Annotated in this window: 15 protein-coding genes and 1 pseudogene; 14 read left to right on the top strand and 2 right to left on the bottom strand. The window is 62.9% G+C overall.

Translation table 11 applies throughout. The features are described from left to right. Nucleotides 1-5 precede the first annotated feature (5 nt). A complete protein-coding gene (locus tag FHS82_RS02260) occupies nucleotides 6-146 on the bottom strand; it encodes a hypothetical protein (protein WP_166948250.1) in 141 nt (46 codons plus the stop codon). Between the two features lie 342 nt (nucleotides 147-488). On the opposite strand from FHS82_RS02260, the gene FHS82_RS02255 reads away from it, so the two are divergent. From FHS82_RS02255 to FHS82_RS21520, 11 genes and pseudogenes are all read left to right on the top strand, one after another. Continuing rightward, a complete protein-coding gene (locus FHS82_RS02255) occupies nucleotides 489-1,481 on the top strand; it encodes an oxidoreductase (protein WP_166948248.1) in 993 nt (330 codons plus the stop codon). Between the two features lie 42 nt (nucleotides 1,482-1,523). Then, nucleotides 1,524-2,339 (top strand): hydroxyethylthiazole kinase, encoded by an 816-nt coding sequence (gene thiM, locus FHS82_RS02250; protein ID WP_166948246.1) that lies wholly within the window; start codon nucleotides 1,524-1,526, stop codon nucleotides 2,337-2,339. Continuing rightward, nucleotides 2,326-3,216, top strand: coding sequence for a methyltransferase domain-containing protein (locus FHS82_RS02240; protein WP_208394038.1), 891 nt, complete (start codon nucleotides 2,326-2,328; stop codon nucleotides 3,214-3,216). The genes thiM and FHS82_RS02240 overlap by 14 nt, the downstream gene beginning before the upstream one ends. Beyond that, complete coding sequence (locus FHS82_RS02235) at nucleotides 3,213-5,063, top strand: TRAP transporter large permease (protein WP_343042482.1); 1,851 nt, start codon at nucleotides 3,213-3,215, stop codon at nucleotides 5,061-5,063. Before FHS82_RS02240 ends, FHS82_RS02235 begins: the two co-directional genes overlap by 4 nt. Nucleotides 5,064-5,098: 35 nt before the next feature. Next, nucleotides 5,099-6,094: a TRAP transporter substrate-binding protein gene (locus tag FHS82_RS02230; protein ID WP_166948244.1), complete on the top strand. Its 996-nt coding sequence runs from the start codon at nucleotides 5,099-5,101 to the stop codon at nucleotides 6,092-6,094. Nucleotides 6,095-6,598: 504 nt separating this feature from the next. Continuing rightward, nucleotides 6,599-7,408 carry an ABC transporter permease gene (locus FHS82_RS02225; RefSeq protein ID WP_166948242.1) on the top strand — a complete coding sequence of 270 codons (810 nt, stop codon included), beginning with the start codon at nucleotides 6,599-6,601 and terminating at the stop codon, nucleotides 7,406-7,408. Next, a complete protein-coding gene (locus FHS82_RS02220) occupies nucleotides 7,405-8,181 on the top strand; it encodes an ABC transporter ATP-binding protein (protein WP_166948240.1) in 777 nt (258 codons plus the stop codon). The genes FHS82_RS02225 and FHS82_RS02220 overlap by 4 nt, the downstream gene beginning before the upstream one ends. A 16-nt stretch (nucleotides 8,182-8,197) precedes the next feature. Next, nucleotides 8,198-9,139, top strand: coding sequence for an ABC transporter substrate-binding protein (locus FHS82_RS02215; protein WP_166948238.1), 942 nt, complete (start codon nucleotides 8,198-8,200; stop codon nucleotides 9,137-9,139). 57 nt (nucleotides 9,140-9,196) lie between these two features. Continuing rightward, nucleotides 9,197-10,054 carry a rhodanese-like domain-containing protein gene (locus FHS82_RS02210; RefSeq protein WP_166948236.1) on the top strand — a complete coding sequence of 286 codons (858 nt, stop codon included), beginning with the start codon at nucleotides 9,197-9,199 and terminating at the stop codon, nucleotides 10,052-10,054. Between the two features lies 1 nt (nucleotide 10,055). Further along, nucleotides 10,056-11,060 (top strand): annotated as a pseudogene (locus FHS82_RS21525) (FAD-dependent monooxygenase); the annotation flags it as partial. A gap of 12 nt (nucleotides 11,061-11,072) precedes the next feature. After that, nucleotides 11,073-11,651 carry a hypothetical protein gene (locus FHS82_RS21520; RefSeq protein ID WP_487379755.1) on the top strand — a complete coding sequence of 193 codons (579 nt, stop codon included), beginning with the start codon at nucleotides 11,073-11,075 and terminating at the stop codon, nucleotides 11,649-11,651. A 168-nt stretch (nucleotides 11,652-11,819) separates the two neighbouring features. Here FHS82_RS21520 and FHS82_RS02200 read toward each other — a convergent pair whose 3' ends face one another. Continuing rightward, nucleotides 11,820-12,746 (bottom strand): LysR family transcriptional regulator, encoded by a 927-nt coding sequence (locus FHS82_RS02200; protein WP_166948232.1) that lies wholly within the window; start codon nucleotides 12,744-12,746, stop codon nucleotides 11,820-11,822. 144 nt (nucleotides 12,747-12,890) lie between these two features. Between FHS82_RS02200 and FHS82_RS02195 the strand changes: the two genes are divergently transcribed. The 3 genes from FHS82_RS02195 to FHS82_RS02185 are packed head-to-tail and all read left to right on the top strand — an operon-like array spanning nucleotide 12,891 to nucleotide 16,245. Further along, nucleotides 12,891-14,489, top strand: coding sequence for a phytoene desaturase family protein (locus FHS82_RS02195; protein ID WP_166948230.1), 1,599 nt, complete (start codon nucleotides 12,891-12,893; stop codon nucleotides 14,487-14,489). Then, a complete protein-coding gene (locus FHS82_RS02190; RefSeq protein WP_166948228.1) occupies nucleotides 14,486-15,250 on the top strand; it encodes an SDR family NAD(P)-dependent oxidoreductase in 765 nt (254 codons plus the stop codon). The genes FHS82_RS02195 and FHS82_RS02190 overlap by 4 nt, the downstream gene beginning before the upstream one ends. 14 nt (nucleotides 15,251-15,264) lie before the next feature. Beyond that, nucleotides 15,265-16,245 (top strand): substrate-binding domain-containing protein, encoded by a 981-nt coding sequence (locus tag FHS82_RS02185; protein ID WP_166948226.1) that lies wholly within the window; start codon nucleotides 15,265-15,267, stop codon nucleotides 16,243-16,245. Nucleotides 16,246-16,340 lie beyond the last annotated feature (95 nt).

Raw genomic sequence — 16,340 nt, 5'->3', positions numbered from 1 at the left:
ACAACTTATAACCAACCTGCGGTGCCGGCGATGAGGCCAACCCGGCCGGTTCGGACGCCGACCGGATCAAGGGCAGCGCGGACCGCGATGTCTTCGCGTTCGAAGCCTGCGGCGAAGCGTATCACCGGGCGCGTGAGCTTGCGCACCCAGTTGCCTCCTGATCCGGCATCGCGCACCAGACCACGTGATCACGGATATAACCCGGCAGAGACGGAGAACCTAGAGAAGACATAAACAGGATAGAATAGCCCCGCCAAGGCCATCCTGACGGAGACTGCCCCCCGCCGGGAGGGCATCACCGCCTCTTCCCTCGTCCAGCAGGACGGCACTCTGATAAATATTTTTATTCAATATGATAGCCGCCTGTGACACGAGCAGCACCGCCGTCGTCGACGGCGCCGGGAGAGGCCTTATTCGTTTGACATCACACAATTCTCTAGTAAGTTCATCGACAAAATCATCAATGACTCAGGTCGAGTATCGTCGGAATGGTCGCCCATCCCAGTTTCGCAGTGCCGTTGTTCAACTCATTCAGGTTTGGCGGACGCATTCTCCGGAATCGTTTTGTCATGCCGGCGATGACTCGGCGCTTCTCCACGAGAGGTGTGCCGGGGAGTGATGTCGGCGCCTACTACAAGCGGCGCGCGGAGGGAGGCACCGGCCTCATCATCACCGAGGGCGGATACATCGACACCGAGGGGCCGCTGTCACAGCCGGATGTTCCCGTCTTCTTCGGCGAGGCGGCGCTGGCCGCGTGGCGTGAAATCGTCCATGCGGTGCATGACGCCGGCGCGGGGATCGCGCCCCAGATCTGGCATGCCCACCTGAAGCCGGATCCGGACACGGGGTCGATCCCGCCGGAAAGCGTTGCGCAACTTCTACACACATATGTAGCGGCCGGCGCGGAAATCGCCCGCGCCGGCTTCGATGGCGTGGAGATTCAGGGCGGAGGCAAGCATACCGCCGACCTGTTCACCACGACGGGTGACGGAGAGCCGTTGGTGACAGCAGTCGTCCGCAGTGTCCGCAGGGAGGTGGGGGATGATTTTCCGATCATCCTGCGCGTGAGCGAGTGGCGCCGTTCCGACGGCAGGACGCCGCTCGCGCAAAGCGACGCGGAACTCTCGGCCCTGCTGCGCCCCTGCGCCGATGCCGGTGTGTCCATCTTCCACCTCGATACGGCGGCGTTCGACGTCTTGCCCTACGGTGGCGCATTCGCCGGCGATCGTCCGCTTGCCTCCCGTGTGCGGGAACTGACGGGCCGGCCCGTCATCGCGGTCGGAGGCATTGCCGTGGCGGATCCCGCCGTGACGCTCGGGAATCTGGAAACGCTGGCGCGCGCCGTGGAACGTGAGGAGATCGACATGCTGGCTCTGGGACGGGCCCACCTGGCCGATCCCGCATGGGTGGAAAAATTCCGGACGGGCCGTCTCGCAGAAGCGCGGCCATACGACGAGAGCCTCCGCGGGACACTGCACTAGAGGCCGTCAGTGACGATGGATCGAGGCCTGGATGAGGTCATCATGAACGCGACAAGCGACACCTCGTGCGCCTGGAAAGCCTGGCCAGACCCGGACATTGTGGCGAATTTGCGCCGCATGCGGGAGGCCGCGCCGCTCGTCCACGGCCTGACGAACTCCATCGCCGCCATGTTCATGGCCAATGCCGCCCTCGCGACGGGCGCATCCCCGGCGATGATCGCCGCCGGACAGGAGGTGACGCAGTTCGCCGCGATCGCGGATGCGATCGTGATCGACCTGGCCTCCATCACGGAGCAGAAGGCCGCGACGATGCTGGATTCGGCGACAGCCGCGCACAGGACCGGCAAACCATGGCTGCTCGATCCCGCCGCCATCGGCCGCCTCACCTTCAGGACGCAATTCGCGCGCCGGCTGCTCGATCTCCAGCCCACTGTCATCAAGGCCAATGCGTCGGAAACACTGACGCTGGCCGGCATCGACGGCGGCGGCAAGGGGGCGGACACGACGGTCGACTCCGCCGCGGCCGTCGATGCCGCACGCGCTCTCGCCCGCCGGACGGGCGGGGTCGTCGCCGTCACGGGGGCGACGGATTTCATCACCGACGGGCACGTCCTCCGCGCGGTCGGCGGCGGACATCCGCTCATGGCCCGAGTCACGGGAACGGGCTGCGCGCTCGGGATCATCATCGGCGCCTTCCTCGGCGCCGGTATCGCACCGCTGGAAGCCGCCACCTCCGCCGTTGCCGTCTTCGCCGCCGCCGGAGAGCGGGCCGGTCGCGAGGCCGGCGGTCCCGGCACCTTCGCTCCCCTGCTGCTCGATCATCTTTTCCGACTGGATACACACGATGGCGCTCGATAACAGACTTCTGTCCCTCTTGGCCGACCCGCAGGATCACGAGCCGCTCGTGCTGTCCGATGCCGCCGACGCGCTCGAGAATCGCGGGGCGCTACGCAGCTATCCGGTCCGGGACGGCATCCCCCTGCTCCTCGCCGCGGAGGCGACGCCCCTTTCCCCAACGGCGCCGCAGCCGACGCAGCTACGCCCGGTTTCCCAGTTCGAGGGCCTGTCCGGGTGGTATGATGACGCCATGAGCGCGCCCGGCGAGCGTGGCGCGCTGGCGACCGCCGGCTACGGCATACTTGCCGACCTGCTCGGAAAGGGTGACGGGATCGCTATCGATATCGGCTGTGGCACCGGGCAATCGGCGGGTGTCGTTCGGGAACTCGGCTACGAGCCGGTCGGCGTCGACCTGTCGATCGACCAGCTTCGCATCGCCGCGCGTCGGCTTGCCGTGGCGCAGGCAACGGCGCACGCCCTCCCCCTGCGCTCGGGCTCGGTCGCAACGGCCTATACGACCTTCACCACCGCGTCCTGGGGCGACCTCGACCGCTCCCTGAGCGAGATATACCGCGTGCTGGCCCCCGGCGGGCGCATCGTCAACATCGGCGTCCATCCCTGCTTCAACGGCGGCTATTCGCTGGCGGAGGAGGACGGCTCGGTGCGCCTGAAGCCGGGATACCGCAAGGGCGGCTGGCTCGAACCCTCGCATTTCCCGCAGACGCGCATCCGCAGCCGCACCGGAGGCTGGCACTGGCCGCTGGCGGACCTGCTCAACGCCTTCGCCCGCGCCGGCCTTTTGATCGCGCAAGTCGTCGAGGGCGGGCCGGGAGACGGCGACGCCGTGCCGATCATTCTGGCCCTCGCCGCAGTCAAGCCCGTCGAACTGCGGCTGTGAGCGCCGACGCGGCGTCTCCCGGCGCCATCTCCCGTTCCTCTATGCGCGCGGCCGCCGTCCTGGGCATCCTGGAGCAGTCTCTGGCGGCCGTCGGCGGTGTCCTGCTGGCCATACTGCTGGCGATGGTGCTGGTCGCGGTCGCCCTGCGCTATTCGGGAACGGGCGGCATCAGCGGCTCGGACGAGCTGGCGACCTGGCTCTACATCGCGCTGATCTTCGTCGGTTATCCGCTGGTGGCGGGCAGCGCGCTCGCCATGCGCTTCGATCTCATCTCATCCCGCCTGCAAGGATATCCGCGCGACGTGTGCGAGATGGTCAGCCACGGCATCGTGATCCATGCCTCGCTGCTGCTTGTCGCGAGCGGTCTCGCGCTCATCGGCGAGACCGGCGGCGTTTCCCCGGTGCTGGGCTGGCCCGAATGGTGGCGCTACGGGCTGGCGCCCGCGGCGGGGCTCCTAGGCGGCGCGGTCGTCCTGCTACGCCTTGTCGCCGAAGGTCGCCACCCGCGGCTCATTGCCGGCAGCCTGGCGGTCGGCATCGCGCTGTTCCTTTTCAGCGAGCAGCGTGAGGTCGCCTCTTTCGCCATGCCGAGCCTCGTCGCGGGGCTTGCGGGCTTCCTGGGGCTGCTGCTCGGCGCTCCCCTGCCCCATGCCCTGCTGTCGGCGTTGTCGCTCGTGGTGCCGCTGGGCAGCCTCCTGCCGCAGACGGGAGTTCTCCAGACTGCGGTATCGGGCGTCAGCTCCTTTCTGCTCCTTGCAATTCCCTTCTTCCTGCTCGCCGGGACGCTCATGCTCGTGGGCGGGCTCGCAGGCAGGCTCGTCGCGCTGGCGGATGCTCTCGTCGGTCACAGGCGCGGCGGATTGGCGCAAACCACGTTGCTCACCAACGTCTTTTTCTCGGGCATCTCGGGCTCCTCCCTGGCGGACGCGGCCTTCGGCGCGAAGGTTCTCGCCCCCGGCCTCGTGGCGCGCGGCTATCGGCCGGAACTCGCCGCGGCGATCGTCGCCACCACGGCGGTCCTCCCGAACATCCTGCCGCCATCGGTCGCGTTCCTGATGCTTGCCGTGGCGACGAATCTTTCCATCGGCTCGCTTTTCGTCGGCGGCCTTGTGGGAGGGCTCTTCATCGCGCTCGTGCTTGCGCTGACACTGCGCCTCGTCGCGCCGGAGACGGCAAGCGGCGTTGCCGCCTCAGGGCAGCAGCGCTGGAGTGCGCTCGCAAGCGCGTCGCCGGTGCTGGGCCTCGGCGTCATCATCCTGCTCGGCATTCGCCTCGGCGTCGTCACGACGACGGAGGCGAGCGCGCTTGCGGCCGGCTACGCCCTGCTTCTGGCTTCGTTCTACATCCACCGCTCCAAGGGTGTCGCGGCGGCGCTGGCGGGCGCCTTCACGCAGGCAGCAAGGGAAGCCGCTGCCGTTGGCCTGCTCATCGCCTCAACGGCGCCCTTCACTTTCCTGCTGGCGGTGGATCAGATACCGGCGGCACTGGATGCCACGCTGCAGAGCGTGAGCGGCGATCCTTTTACCTTCCTGCTCGCCGCCAATATCCTCCTTCTGATCGTGGGATGCCCGCTGGAGATCGGCGTGGCGATCCTGCTGTTCGGGCCACTCCTGCTTCCGGCGGCGGTGTCCGCCGGCATCGATCCCATCCACTTCGGCGTGATCATCGTCGTCAATCTCATGATCGGGAGCCTGACGCCGCCGGTGGGGTCGCTGGTGTTCATCGCCGCGGGTATCGCCGGCCTGCCCGCCGGCAAGGTCTTCCGCGCGGTCCTGCCGCTTGTCGGTGCGCTCATACTTGGCTTGCTGGTCATGTCGATCGCGGCCGGCTTATGGGCAATCGTCTAGTTCCATCAGATATTTGCTCCAGAAAGGACCATTACATGAGTTCCATTACGAGACGTCAGGCAACGGCCTTCATCGGCACCGGCGTGGCGGCGGCGTTCGGACTGCCCCGCGGCGCGCAGGCGGCCGGGCGCACGGTGACGATTGCCTCCCTGCTCGGCAACGACAAGCCTGAGACGCTGGTTTGGCATCGCATTCGCGACATCGTGGAGAACAAGCTTCCCGGTCGCTTCCAGTTCCGTATCGTGCCGAACGGGGCGCTGGGCGGCGGCGAGAAGGAAGTCGCCGAAGGCATCCGGCTGGGCTCGATCCAGGGCAGCGTGTCAACGACCTCGGTTTTCGCCGGCTGGGTGCCGCAGGCGCAGATCCTGGACCTGCCCTTCCTGTTCCGGGATCGCGAACACCTGCAACGCGTCCTCGATGGACAGGTGGGGCAGGACCTCAAGTCCGCCATCGCCGAGCAGGGGTTCGTCGCCCTCGGCTACATCAACTACGGCGCCCGCCACCTGCTGGCGAAGGAAGCCATTCTCACGCCGGAGGGCCTCGCCGGCAAGCGCGTGCGGGCGGTTCCGAACCCCGTCCACACGGAACTCTGGAAGGCGCTCAAGGCGCAGCCGATCGCCCTGCCCATCGCGGAGACCTACAACGCTCTAAAAACGGGTGTCGCCGACGCGATGGACCTGACGAAATCGGCATATGCCGGATTGAAGCTGTATGAGGTCGTGCCCTTCCTCATCGAGACGGCGCACATCTGGGCGAGCGGAACGGTATATCTCTCGGCGAAGTTCTGGAACTCCCTCAACGACGAGGAAAAGCAGGCGTTTTCGGAAGCCGCCGCCGAAGGCGCCACCTATTTCAACGAACTCATCATCAAGGACGAGGACGTCTCCGTCGCGCAGTCGAAGAGTGCGGGCGGCCAGATTCTGGCGGTGACGGACAGGACTGCCTGGGAGAATGCCGCGCAGCAAGTCTGGACGCTCTTCGCGCCGAAGCTCGGTGGCATCGAATTCGTCAACGCGGTCCACGCCTCCTGACGCGATATCCACGCCGGACGTCCCGGTTCAGGCGGGAATTCCGGATCTGCTACGCTTGTCCCAGCGCGACTGCCTGTTCATCCGCCACGATCTTGCCGTTGTGCCAGCTTTCGACTGTCTGTCCCAGTCCTCCGGCCCGGCAAAGCCGTGGAGGCTGGCCGCGCGGTCCAAGAGCTATCAGCGTCCACGCATTGCGTAGCCAATACCTGTCGTATTGGCTACGCAATTCTCCTTGTATCCGATCAGGTTTATCTCGGCCATATCCTATCTATGTCCAATAACAGCCGCTAGAAACAGCATAAACCGCAATCGTAAAAATAACCAATACTACTCCGCTGCAGCAGAGAGCTAAATGGCTGGATAGCGACAGGCGCGCCCTTTTTGTTGACAAAAACTATTGATTATGTGATTATATCGACGATTCGCAGATATCGAATGAACTGAACCTGATAGCTCTACGTTCCTGCGTCTCTGTTGGAAACTCACTTACGGCCCTTATCTGCGATGTCGTTCAAGAACAGGCTTGCCGGCGCGGTATCGGACACAACCGTCATCTGGCGATCGATACCGCTGATCCTCCTTCTCGGCCTTTGGCAATATCTCGTTCAGGTATATCGGTTCGGCGACGGGTTCATCCCCTCTCCGGTCGAGGTCGTGCAAGCGATGACCGAGTGGGTGTTCGGCGGCGGCGGACGCTATTCCGGCACTTGGGCTGCTTCGTTGCGCGACAGTGCCGGAAGGGTCATCTGTGGTTTTCTGGTAGCGTTGGCCATCGGCGCTCCCTTGGGCATCCTGATGGGATCCTACAGGGTCGCGGCCAATCTGGTGGACCCCGTCCTGCAATTGATCCGGCCGATTCCGACCGTAGCGTGGATCCCCTTCTGCCTGATCTTTTTCGGCATCGGCAACTCGGCAGCCATTGCGTTGGTGGCGGTCGGCGCGTTTTTCCCCATCGTCCTGAATGCCATGGCGGGCGCGCGGCAGGTTTCTCCCCTGCACCTGCGCAGCGCGCTCATGCTTGGCGCGACTCGCTTCCAGATACTCAGCCGTGTCGTCGTTCCTTCAGCGTTGCCATCGCTGCTGGTGGGAGCGCGGGTTGCCATCGGGCTGGCGTGGATGCTGGTCGTGATCTCCGAGATGGTGGCCGTGAAATCGGGACTGGGCTACGAATTGTGGGACGCCTATTACTACAACCGGATGGACGTCGTCGTCGCGGCGATGGCGACGGTCGGCCTGTTCGGCTTCCTGTCCGACCTCATCGTGCAGCGCGTGGTCAGGCGCTATCTGTTCTGGCATCAGGGGACGTTCCGATGAACGCTCCTTTCGGGCACGCTCCGTCCGCGGCACGGATTGACGTCCACGGCCTCGCCAAAACCTACCCGGGTCCGGGTGGCGGCGTCCTCGCCATCAAGAACGTGGATCTCTTCGTCGAGGCCGGGGAGTTCGTCACGATTCTCGGCCCGTCCGGCTGTGGGAAAAGCTCACTGCTGAACATTCTGGCCGGTTTTGAACAGGCTACGGGCGGCACCGCACTGATCGGCGGAAGAGAGATCCACGGCCCCCGGCACGGTCAGGGCGTCGTGTTTCAGGATACAGCCGCCCTGTTTCCCTGGCTGTCGGTGCACGATAACGTCGCCTTCGGGCTGATGAACACGCGGCTTACGCGACGCGAGCGCGACGCGAAGGTGCGCGCGGCGCTGGCCACGGTGGGGCTTGAGCAGTTCAGCGGCAGCTGGCCGCACCAGCTTTCCGGCGGCATGCGCCAGCTGGCTTCCATCGCGCGCGTCCTCGTGACCGAAAGCCGCGTGCTGCTGATGGACGAGCCCTTCGCCGCGCTGGATGCCCTGACCCGACAGCAGATGCAGCAGAAGCTGCTCCATATCTGGCAGGCGACAGGCGTTTCCATCGTGCTGATCACCCACAGCGTCGACGAGGCGATCTATCTCGGCAACCGTGTCTACATCCTGACGCGCCGACCGGCCGAGGTCGCCGCCGAACTGTCCGTCGATCTGCCCTATCCGCGCGAAGTCACCGACAGCGCCTTCAACCGGCTCAAATCGATCGCACTGAAAACACTCGGGCTATAGCAAACAGGAGTTCATGATGAAGTTTCATGTCATTGCCGCGCTGGCGCTCGCAATATCGGGTGTCGCGACGGGCCTGCGCCCGGCCGAGGCCGCCGACAAGCCGACAGTCAAGGTGGGTTATTTCTCCCAGCTGCATGACGCGGCCATCCTCGATCTTCCCTTTGGCGATCTCAAGGACAAGGTCAATTTCGAGTACGTCAAGTTTCAGCGCTATGCAGACGCGGCTATCGCGCTGGTCCGCGGCGACATCGACATCTCGTCGCTGGGTTACGCCAATCTGATCACCGAGGCGGCGAAGAATACCGATCCGAACTTCAAATTCATCACCGGTCTGGCGCGCGGTGCAATCAACCTGGTCTGCAGCAACGACGTCAAGATTGCGGATTGGCCGGACCTCAAGGGCAAGACGGTCGGCGTCGTCTCCGGATTTCCCGAGATCTTCATCGACGATGCGTTGAGGACCCACGGCCAGAGCGAAAAAGACATCACGAAGGTCAACTTCGCCGTGGCGGGTCCTCCCGTGTTGCAGGCACTGAAGGATAAGACGGTCGAATGCGTGTCGGTTTTCGAGCCCTTCGGAGCGACCGCCGTCGGCGGCAAGTATGCCTATTATCCGCCCACCAACATCGGCGACAATTCCTTCAAGGGGCTGAACAACGGCATCGCCGCCAGCACGGCCTTCATCGAGAAGCACGGCGACCTGGTGGGAGACATCCGGAACGCCGCCAACAAATCGACGGCCAAGTTCCGTGAGGATGAAGGAAAGTGGGTCGATTTCATCATTTCATCGCAGGGTTTCCCGAAAGATATCGTGGAAATCGGCGTCAAGCGCGTCACGCTCGACTCGACGCTCTACCCCACCGAAGCCGCGACCCTGTCGGCCAACATGGCAGCCTTGGGGCTCCTGAAGGCGAAGCCTTCGGCCGAACAGCTCCAGCGTTTCTTCCTCCAGCAGTAACAGCCTGAACCGGGTGCCGTCATGTCCCAGAACAGTCCCACGCTTCCCGGCCCGGTCGTGACCGTCGACTGGCTTGCGCAAAATCTGCACCGTGATGATGTCGTCGTTTTCGACAGCAGCACGAGCATCATCAGCGAAGCCGGTGTCGAACGCATCGTCCCCGGGATCGCCGCCTACGAGGAAGCGCACATTCCGGGTGCGCGCTTCATTGATCTTCAGCGGGACCTGTCCGATCCCGACGGCAGCTATCCGTTCACCGTGCCTTCCAAAGAGGCCTTCGCGGAAGGGTTGCAAAAACTGGGCGTGAAGCAGCATGACACGCTCGTGGTCTACAGTACCGCCAGTCCGTGGTGGGCGACACGCATATGGTGGCTTTTCCAGCTTCATGGGCTGAAGAACATTGCCGTTCTCGATGGCGGGCTGAAAGAATGGCGCAGGCGCGGGCATCCCGTCGAAACAGGCCCCGCCCCCGTTCCGCCGCCCGGCGACATCGTCGTCGCGACGCGGCTCGACCGCGTCATCGACGCCGACAGACTCCGGGAACGGCTCGGCGCCCCGGACCTGCTGCTGGTCAACGCGCTTTCTCCCGACAGGTTTTCAGGAGAAACCCCCGTCCACGGCGGCCGGCCAGGGCATATCCCCGGCAGCCTGAACCTGCCGGCAGCCTCGCTGATCGACCCGCAAACCAACCTTTTCCTCGACAGGGAGCGCATCATCGGCCTTTTGCGCGACAAGGGCCTGCTGACCCATGAAGGCGATATCGTCGCCTATTGCGGCGGCGGCATCTCCGCGACGTTGGTGCTGTTCGCCCTCGCCCTGGCCGGGCGGGAAGACACGACCCTGTACGACGCGTCGCTGTACGAATGGGGCCATCGCGAAGACCTTCCCATCGAAACCGGACCCGGGACAAGGTAACGTGACACAGACTTATGACGTCGTCGTCGTGGGAACCGGCCCCTCCGGCCTGACCCTGGCGAACATATTGGGCAGGCTTGCTGTCAGGGTCCTGGTACTGGAAAAGGACCCCGCCCTGTCGCCGCTGCCCAAGGCGCTCAACATCGATGACGAGTTCTTCCGCCTGCTCAGCACTCTTGGTCTGGGCAAGGCCGTGGCGGAACACGCGAAATATCCCATTTCCTACGACTACGTTTCGCCGCTCGGACTGACGCTCGCGCATGTCGACGGACGGCTGACGGAACACAACTTCCCCAACCGCGCCGCCATCTTCCAGCCGCGCTTCGAGGAAATCCTGTATGAGGGGGCGCTCGCGACCGGGTATGTGGATGTCCGGTTCGGCAGCGAGGTCACCGGCTTCACACAAGACGGCGACGGCGTGCATGTCACCAGCACGCATGCGGACGGCAGCGTCACGCATGACACCGGACGCTTTCTGGTCGGCGCGGACGGCGCGCACAGCGTTTGCCGGAAGCAGCTCGGCATCCCGCTGGATGAGGTCGATGGCTTCAACATACGCCATGTCGTCATCGACGTTCTCGACGACATCGATGACAGCCCCCTCGCCCTGACCAGGATGGGCTGGCGACGCAACTTCTTCAGCATGCCGGCGCCAAACGGCCGGCGGTTCGAATTTTCGCTGCGTCCCGAGGAAACCGCCGATCAGCTGCTTGATGACACGACCTTACGGAAGCTGTTCAAACCCTATCGCGACTACGACAGCCTGAAGATCATCCGCAAGGTCGTCCACACGTTCCGTTCGCTTCTCGCGGCGCGCCTGGGCAAGGGGCGTGCCTTCCTGATCGGCGATGCCGCCCATCTCATGCCGGTGTTCGGCTCGCAAGGTATGAACAGCGGCGCGCGTGACGCCGGCAACCTGGGCTGGAAACTGGCGCGCGTCATTCGCGGCGGGGCGCCCCCTGCATTGCTCGACACCTATCACGACGAGCGGTGGGAAGCCGTGCGCAGAACCATTCGCATGGCGACGGTGAACGGCAAGCTGCAAGCCGTTCATTCACCGGTCGTCTCTCTGCTGCGGGATCTGTTCTTCGGGCTGCTGAGGCTCGTCCCACCCGCGCGGCGCTACATCGCCAACATGAAATACGTCCCGAAGCCCTTTCTGCGTTCGCGCCTGATCGAGCAGGGCGCGGAAACCGGGGCCGATCATGAAGTCGTCGGACGCCTGCTGCCCAATCCGACCATCCGGACGCAGGACGGGGAACGGAAGCTCGATGACGTGATCGGCCTGCGCTTCGCAATCGTGGGCGTCGATACAAGCCAGGTTCCGCCGGATATCCTTTCATTCGCAAGGACGCTCGACGCCCGCGTCGTCAGCGTTAGCCCGCGGGAGGCGACGCCGTCGGTAAAAAACGCTTCCGAACCGGATGCCGGGGTCGTTACCGTTAATGTCGTCGACGACCGGCTGGACGCGATATTGGCCGGCTATCACGGGCAATGGCTGCTGGTAAGGCCGGACAGAATCGTCAGCACCGCCGGGACGACAGAGCAGTTCACCAGCCGAGCCGGAACTATCGCCGCCGCCGTCGGTACGACATAAACCCAACTGTACTGGTTATGACCTGGACCCCTTAACTTCCTCCAGATTTTGTAGAGTCCGTTGTATTAGAGCGAGGCTCTGGCGCATGCTGCCGAGCGCGAGCGACAGGCCCTCGACGCTTCCCCTGTCGCCGCCCTTGCCCGAACGGTTATGATGGTCGGTTCAATCTTACAGAGTCAGCGTGTACCATGACGGCTCAAGGCTTTTTTGTTTTTCACGAATGAGCTTGCGGCTGATGGAGATCAGTTGCCGCTCTGCTTTGGAGAGTTCGCGGTCTCGCGTATGAACCATGGATAAAGGACGGACGATATCCGGCTCGATAATTGGGCGGACATCGAAGTCGCCCATCACACGCAGTCGCTTGATCAGCGCGGCAGGCAGAATGGTCGCTCCGTAACGTCGAGCGACAAAGTCGATGGCAGTATGAATTGATTGCATCTCGAAAAGAATGTTGAGCGTCAGCCCCAAGCTCGATGCCGCTCGGTCGATGGCCTGACGCACTGTGTCACTGCCACCTGGCAATATCATGTTGCCCGATGCGATCTCCGAAAGTGTAATCGAGCGGTAGTTTGGTGCGTCGCCGCTTGCCGCCACGTAGCAAAGCCGCTCATTCAGAAGTATCTGCGCATCGAATGTTTTATGCCTGACTGTGCCAAATACGAAGGCCAGGTCAATACGGTTGAGGTCAAGCCATTCGAGTGTAACGGCGCTCGAATTCTCCACGAACTTTAGCTTGACATCAGGCATAGCCGCCGATGCGACCGTGATAAGATCCATCGCGAGAAGGAGGCTGGCGCTTGGCGACATCCCGACACGGATAGTGCCATGAGGCCGTTCGGCCATGTCCATGACCTCGATCCGCACACGGTCTGTGAGCGAGAGGATCTCCTTCGCACGTGAGGCAAGATGACGGCCGGCGGTGCTGAGGTGTACGCCGCGTGAGTGGCGTTCAAGCAGCTTGACGCCCAGCGCTTCCTCAAGCGCGCTAAGCTGCATGCCGAGGGCTGGCTGCGAGATGCCAAGCTGCTCTGCGGCGCGGGTAATATTGCTCCACCGCTCCACGGCGATCAGTGCCCGCAGCTGTTTCAGCTCCAACCCACTCTCCAGTCAAAAGGAAAACTTATTGCTAGTCTAATGCCTTTGATTTGGACAGGCAATGCCGGGGGCTTTATGAATGATGTCAATCGGCGGCGTGTTGGCGCGCAGGTCGCTGCAACGAGAGGCGTGAGGGAGGTGTGCATGCAGTTTGACGCGGTCATTATCGGTGCTGGTCACCATGGCCTTATCCTTGGCACTTACATGGCCAAGGCCGGCCTCAGGGTATTATTGACGGAACGGCGCCTCATGTACGGTGGCGGGCTAAACACGAGCGAAGTCACGCTGCCCGGATTTTACCATAACCTCCATTCCATCAATCATTTTCATATCTCGCACACACCATGGTACCAGGACCTGCAACTCAACGAGAGCGTACCCTACATCACGCCGCGCTATGAATTCGGCCAAGCGCATTCGGATGGCAGCGCGCTGGTTTTCGGGCGGGATCTTGAGGAGACGCTCGCCAACATCGCGCGCTTCTCGAAAAAGGATGCCGGGACGTTCCGCGAGTGGAACCGCAAGGCTGAACTGATCACGGAGCGGATTTTCCTGCCCGAACGTTATGCCGAGCCACTCACCCACGCAGAGCGGGAAGAGCTTCTGTCGGCAAGTGCGCTGGGGCGCGATTTCCTTGCGGTATGCTCGCGGCAGCCATTCGAACTCGTCAACGAGCTATTCGAATGCGAACAGGTCAAATTGCTCTTCCTGTTCAAGGTCTCCCTGTTCGGGACCTGGCTAACCGATACGCTCAACAAAACAAGCCCGATGGGTTCAGTGATCCGTGCTTTCGACCTGCAGTCGGGATACCAACTGTGCAAGGGTGGTAGCTTCAACCTGGCGCGTGGCCTGATGGAGCGCTTCATCCAGGCCGGCGGCACTTTCTGGAACCAGTGCGAAACGGACAGGATCATCATCGAGAACGGACGTGCGGTCGGCGTCGACTTTACCGACGGCCGCAGCGCCAGAGCCACGAGCTTCGTTGCCTCGACGCTCGACGTGCATCAGACTTTCGAAAAGTTCATCGGGCGCGATCAACTTCCGCAGCGGATGGCGGAAAAGCTGGACGGATTCAAGTATACGGGATGGACACTGTTCGGCCTCCACCTTGCACTCGAAGAGACGCCCCGCTTCTCGGCAGCCGCATTCGATCCAAACATTCAACTGACACAAAAATGGAGCATCGGTGCCGAGACGCTCTCGGATCTCACCAGTGCGTTCGATGATGTGAAGAACAACCGCGTTCCCGAGATCATCCAGTTCGGATCGGGGCCGCTCTCGGCGCTTGATCCGACGCTGGCGCCTCCGGGCAAACACAATACGTATGCATGGCATGTGATGCCGCTCAATCCAGATATCGGCGGAAAGGACTACTCCGAGTGGAAGGAGGAGTTCGCAGACCGGATCATGGAAACCTGGGAAAAATACTGCCCGAATATGAGAAATTCCAATGTTTTGGGCCGCAGTATCTACACAGCCAAGGAGTATACTAAGGAGCTTGTCAATATGCGCCATGGCGACATCTTTATGGGAGCGCTTAGCGCCGATCAGGTGATGGACCGTCATTTCGGCTACCGCACTGGCATCGAAGGGCTCTACATGGTCGGCTCCCCCGCCCATCCCGGCGGGGCGATCTCTGGCGGCGCCGGCTATATCGGTGCCGGTGTTATTGCCGAAGACATCGGCCTCAAGCCTTGGTGGAACCGCGGCGACCTTCGCGCCAAGCTCAGGTCAGTCGCATGAAAGAGCTGGATCTTGAAGGACGGGTCGTCCTTGTCACCGGGGCAGCGCAGGGAATCGGCCGGACGCTCTCGGCTGCTTTCACCGATGCGGGAGCGGCCGTGGCCGTCGCCGATATCAATCTGGAGAAGGCGCAGAAAGCTGCAGAGGAACTGGTTTCGGCCGGCGGGCGGGCGCACGCGATCAAAGTGGATGTCGGCGATGCCTCATCAGTCGATGCGATGGTGGCGGAGATTGAACACGTGCTCGGCCATGTCGACATTCTGATCAACAACGCCGCGATCTTCTCCACGTTGAAGATGCAGCCCTTCGAGGACATACCGCTCGATGTCTGGGAGCGTGTCCAGCGTGTCAACGTTACTGGCCCGTTCCTGTGCGCGAGGGCAGTCATGCCGGCAATGCGGCGGCGAGGTTTCGGCCGCATCGTCAATATCTCATCGGGCGCGGTAACGCTCGGTCGCCCAAACTACCTGCACTACACCACCTCCAAGGCCGCGCTGATCGGGATGACGCGCTCGATGGCGCGTGAGGTGGGCGCGCACGGGATCACCGTGAACGCGGTGCTGCCTGGGTCCGTCGAGACGGAAATCGACCGCGAGACGGTCACGAGCGCATCCGGGCAGCGGATCGTGGAAATGCAGTGCATCCCCCGCAGGCAGGTCCCCGATGACCTGGTTGGGGTGATGCTCTTCCTCGCCAGCCGAAGGTCGGACTTCATCACCGGCCAGTCGATCACGGTTGATGGTGGGGCAACACATCCTTGAGGAGCCAATTGTCGATGACCCTTCCTCTGACTATTGCATGTGGCGAATACGATCGCACCCGGGCTCTCTTCGAAGGCAGTGTGGCGATTGAGGGTTGCGCGGCGAACTTTATTCCCTTGGCGCCCGAGGAGATCTTCTATCGCGCCTTCACCGGCGGGGAGTTTGACGTCGCCGAACTATCCCTGAGCACATACCTTATCCAGACGGCGCGCGGCGAATGCGAATATATCGGCATCCCGGCCTTTGTGTCCCGCTCGTTCCGCCATTCCGCATTCTACGTCCGCTCCGACCGCGTCGGCTCACCGTCGGATCTCGTGCAGGCCAGGGTCGGCGTGCCGGAATATCAGGTTACAGCGGCGGTATGGGCACGCGGTATTCTGGAGGACGAATATGGCGTAAAGCCGCGCGATATCAACTGGGTGACTGGCGGTGTGGAAGATCTCGGCCGGCATGAAAAGGTACCGATAGAGCTGCCTCCGGAGATACGGGTCGAGACCGCGCCGCGTCCACTGGCGCAAATGCTGGCCGATGGGGAAATCGACGCCATTCTCGCGCCGCGTGCACCCTCGTGCTTCACAAACCGCGTGCCGAACGTAACGCGGTTGTTCGAGGATTATCGTGCCGTCGAGGCGGATTACTTCCGCAAAACCGGCATCTTCCCGATCATGCATCTGATCGGCGTGAGGAAGAGCGCTGTGGGGGTAAATCCCTGGCTGCCGGGCAGTCTTCTCAAGGCATTCGAACACGCGCGCCGCGCGTCGCTGCCGACGCTCAGCGACGCCACCGCGCTTCACGTCTCACTGCCGTGGTTGATCGCGGAGGCCGAGTGGACACGTTCCGTCATGGGACCTGAACCGTGGCCTTACGGCGTCGAGGCAAATCGGCGGACGATCGATGTTCTGTTGCGCTACCACTTCGATCAGGGCCTGTCCTGCCGCCTGCTGACGGTCGATGACATATTCGCGGAAGGCACCCATGACCATTTCCGGATCTGACACCGAGAGGGCCGGGCGGCATCGTCCGGTCGGCGTCGTAGCCAGGGCTGTGTAACCGCGAACAGTAAAAAGGGGTGAACGCTCCGAAAATCGAG

Origin of the sequence: Pseudochelatococcus lubricantis, assembly GCF_011762225.1 — a bacterium.
In the GTDB taxonomy this organism is placed as follows: domain Bacteria; phylum Pseudomonadota; class Alphaproteobacteria; order Rhizobiales; family Beijerinckiaceae; genus Pseudochelatococcus; species Pseudochelatococcus lubricantis.
The sequence above is the reverse complement of the archived record's forward strand: the minus strand, read 5'-3'. Positions and strand labels throughout refer to the sequence as shown.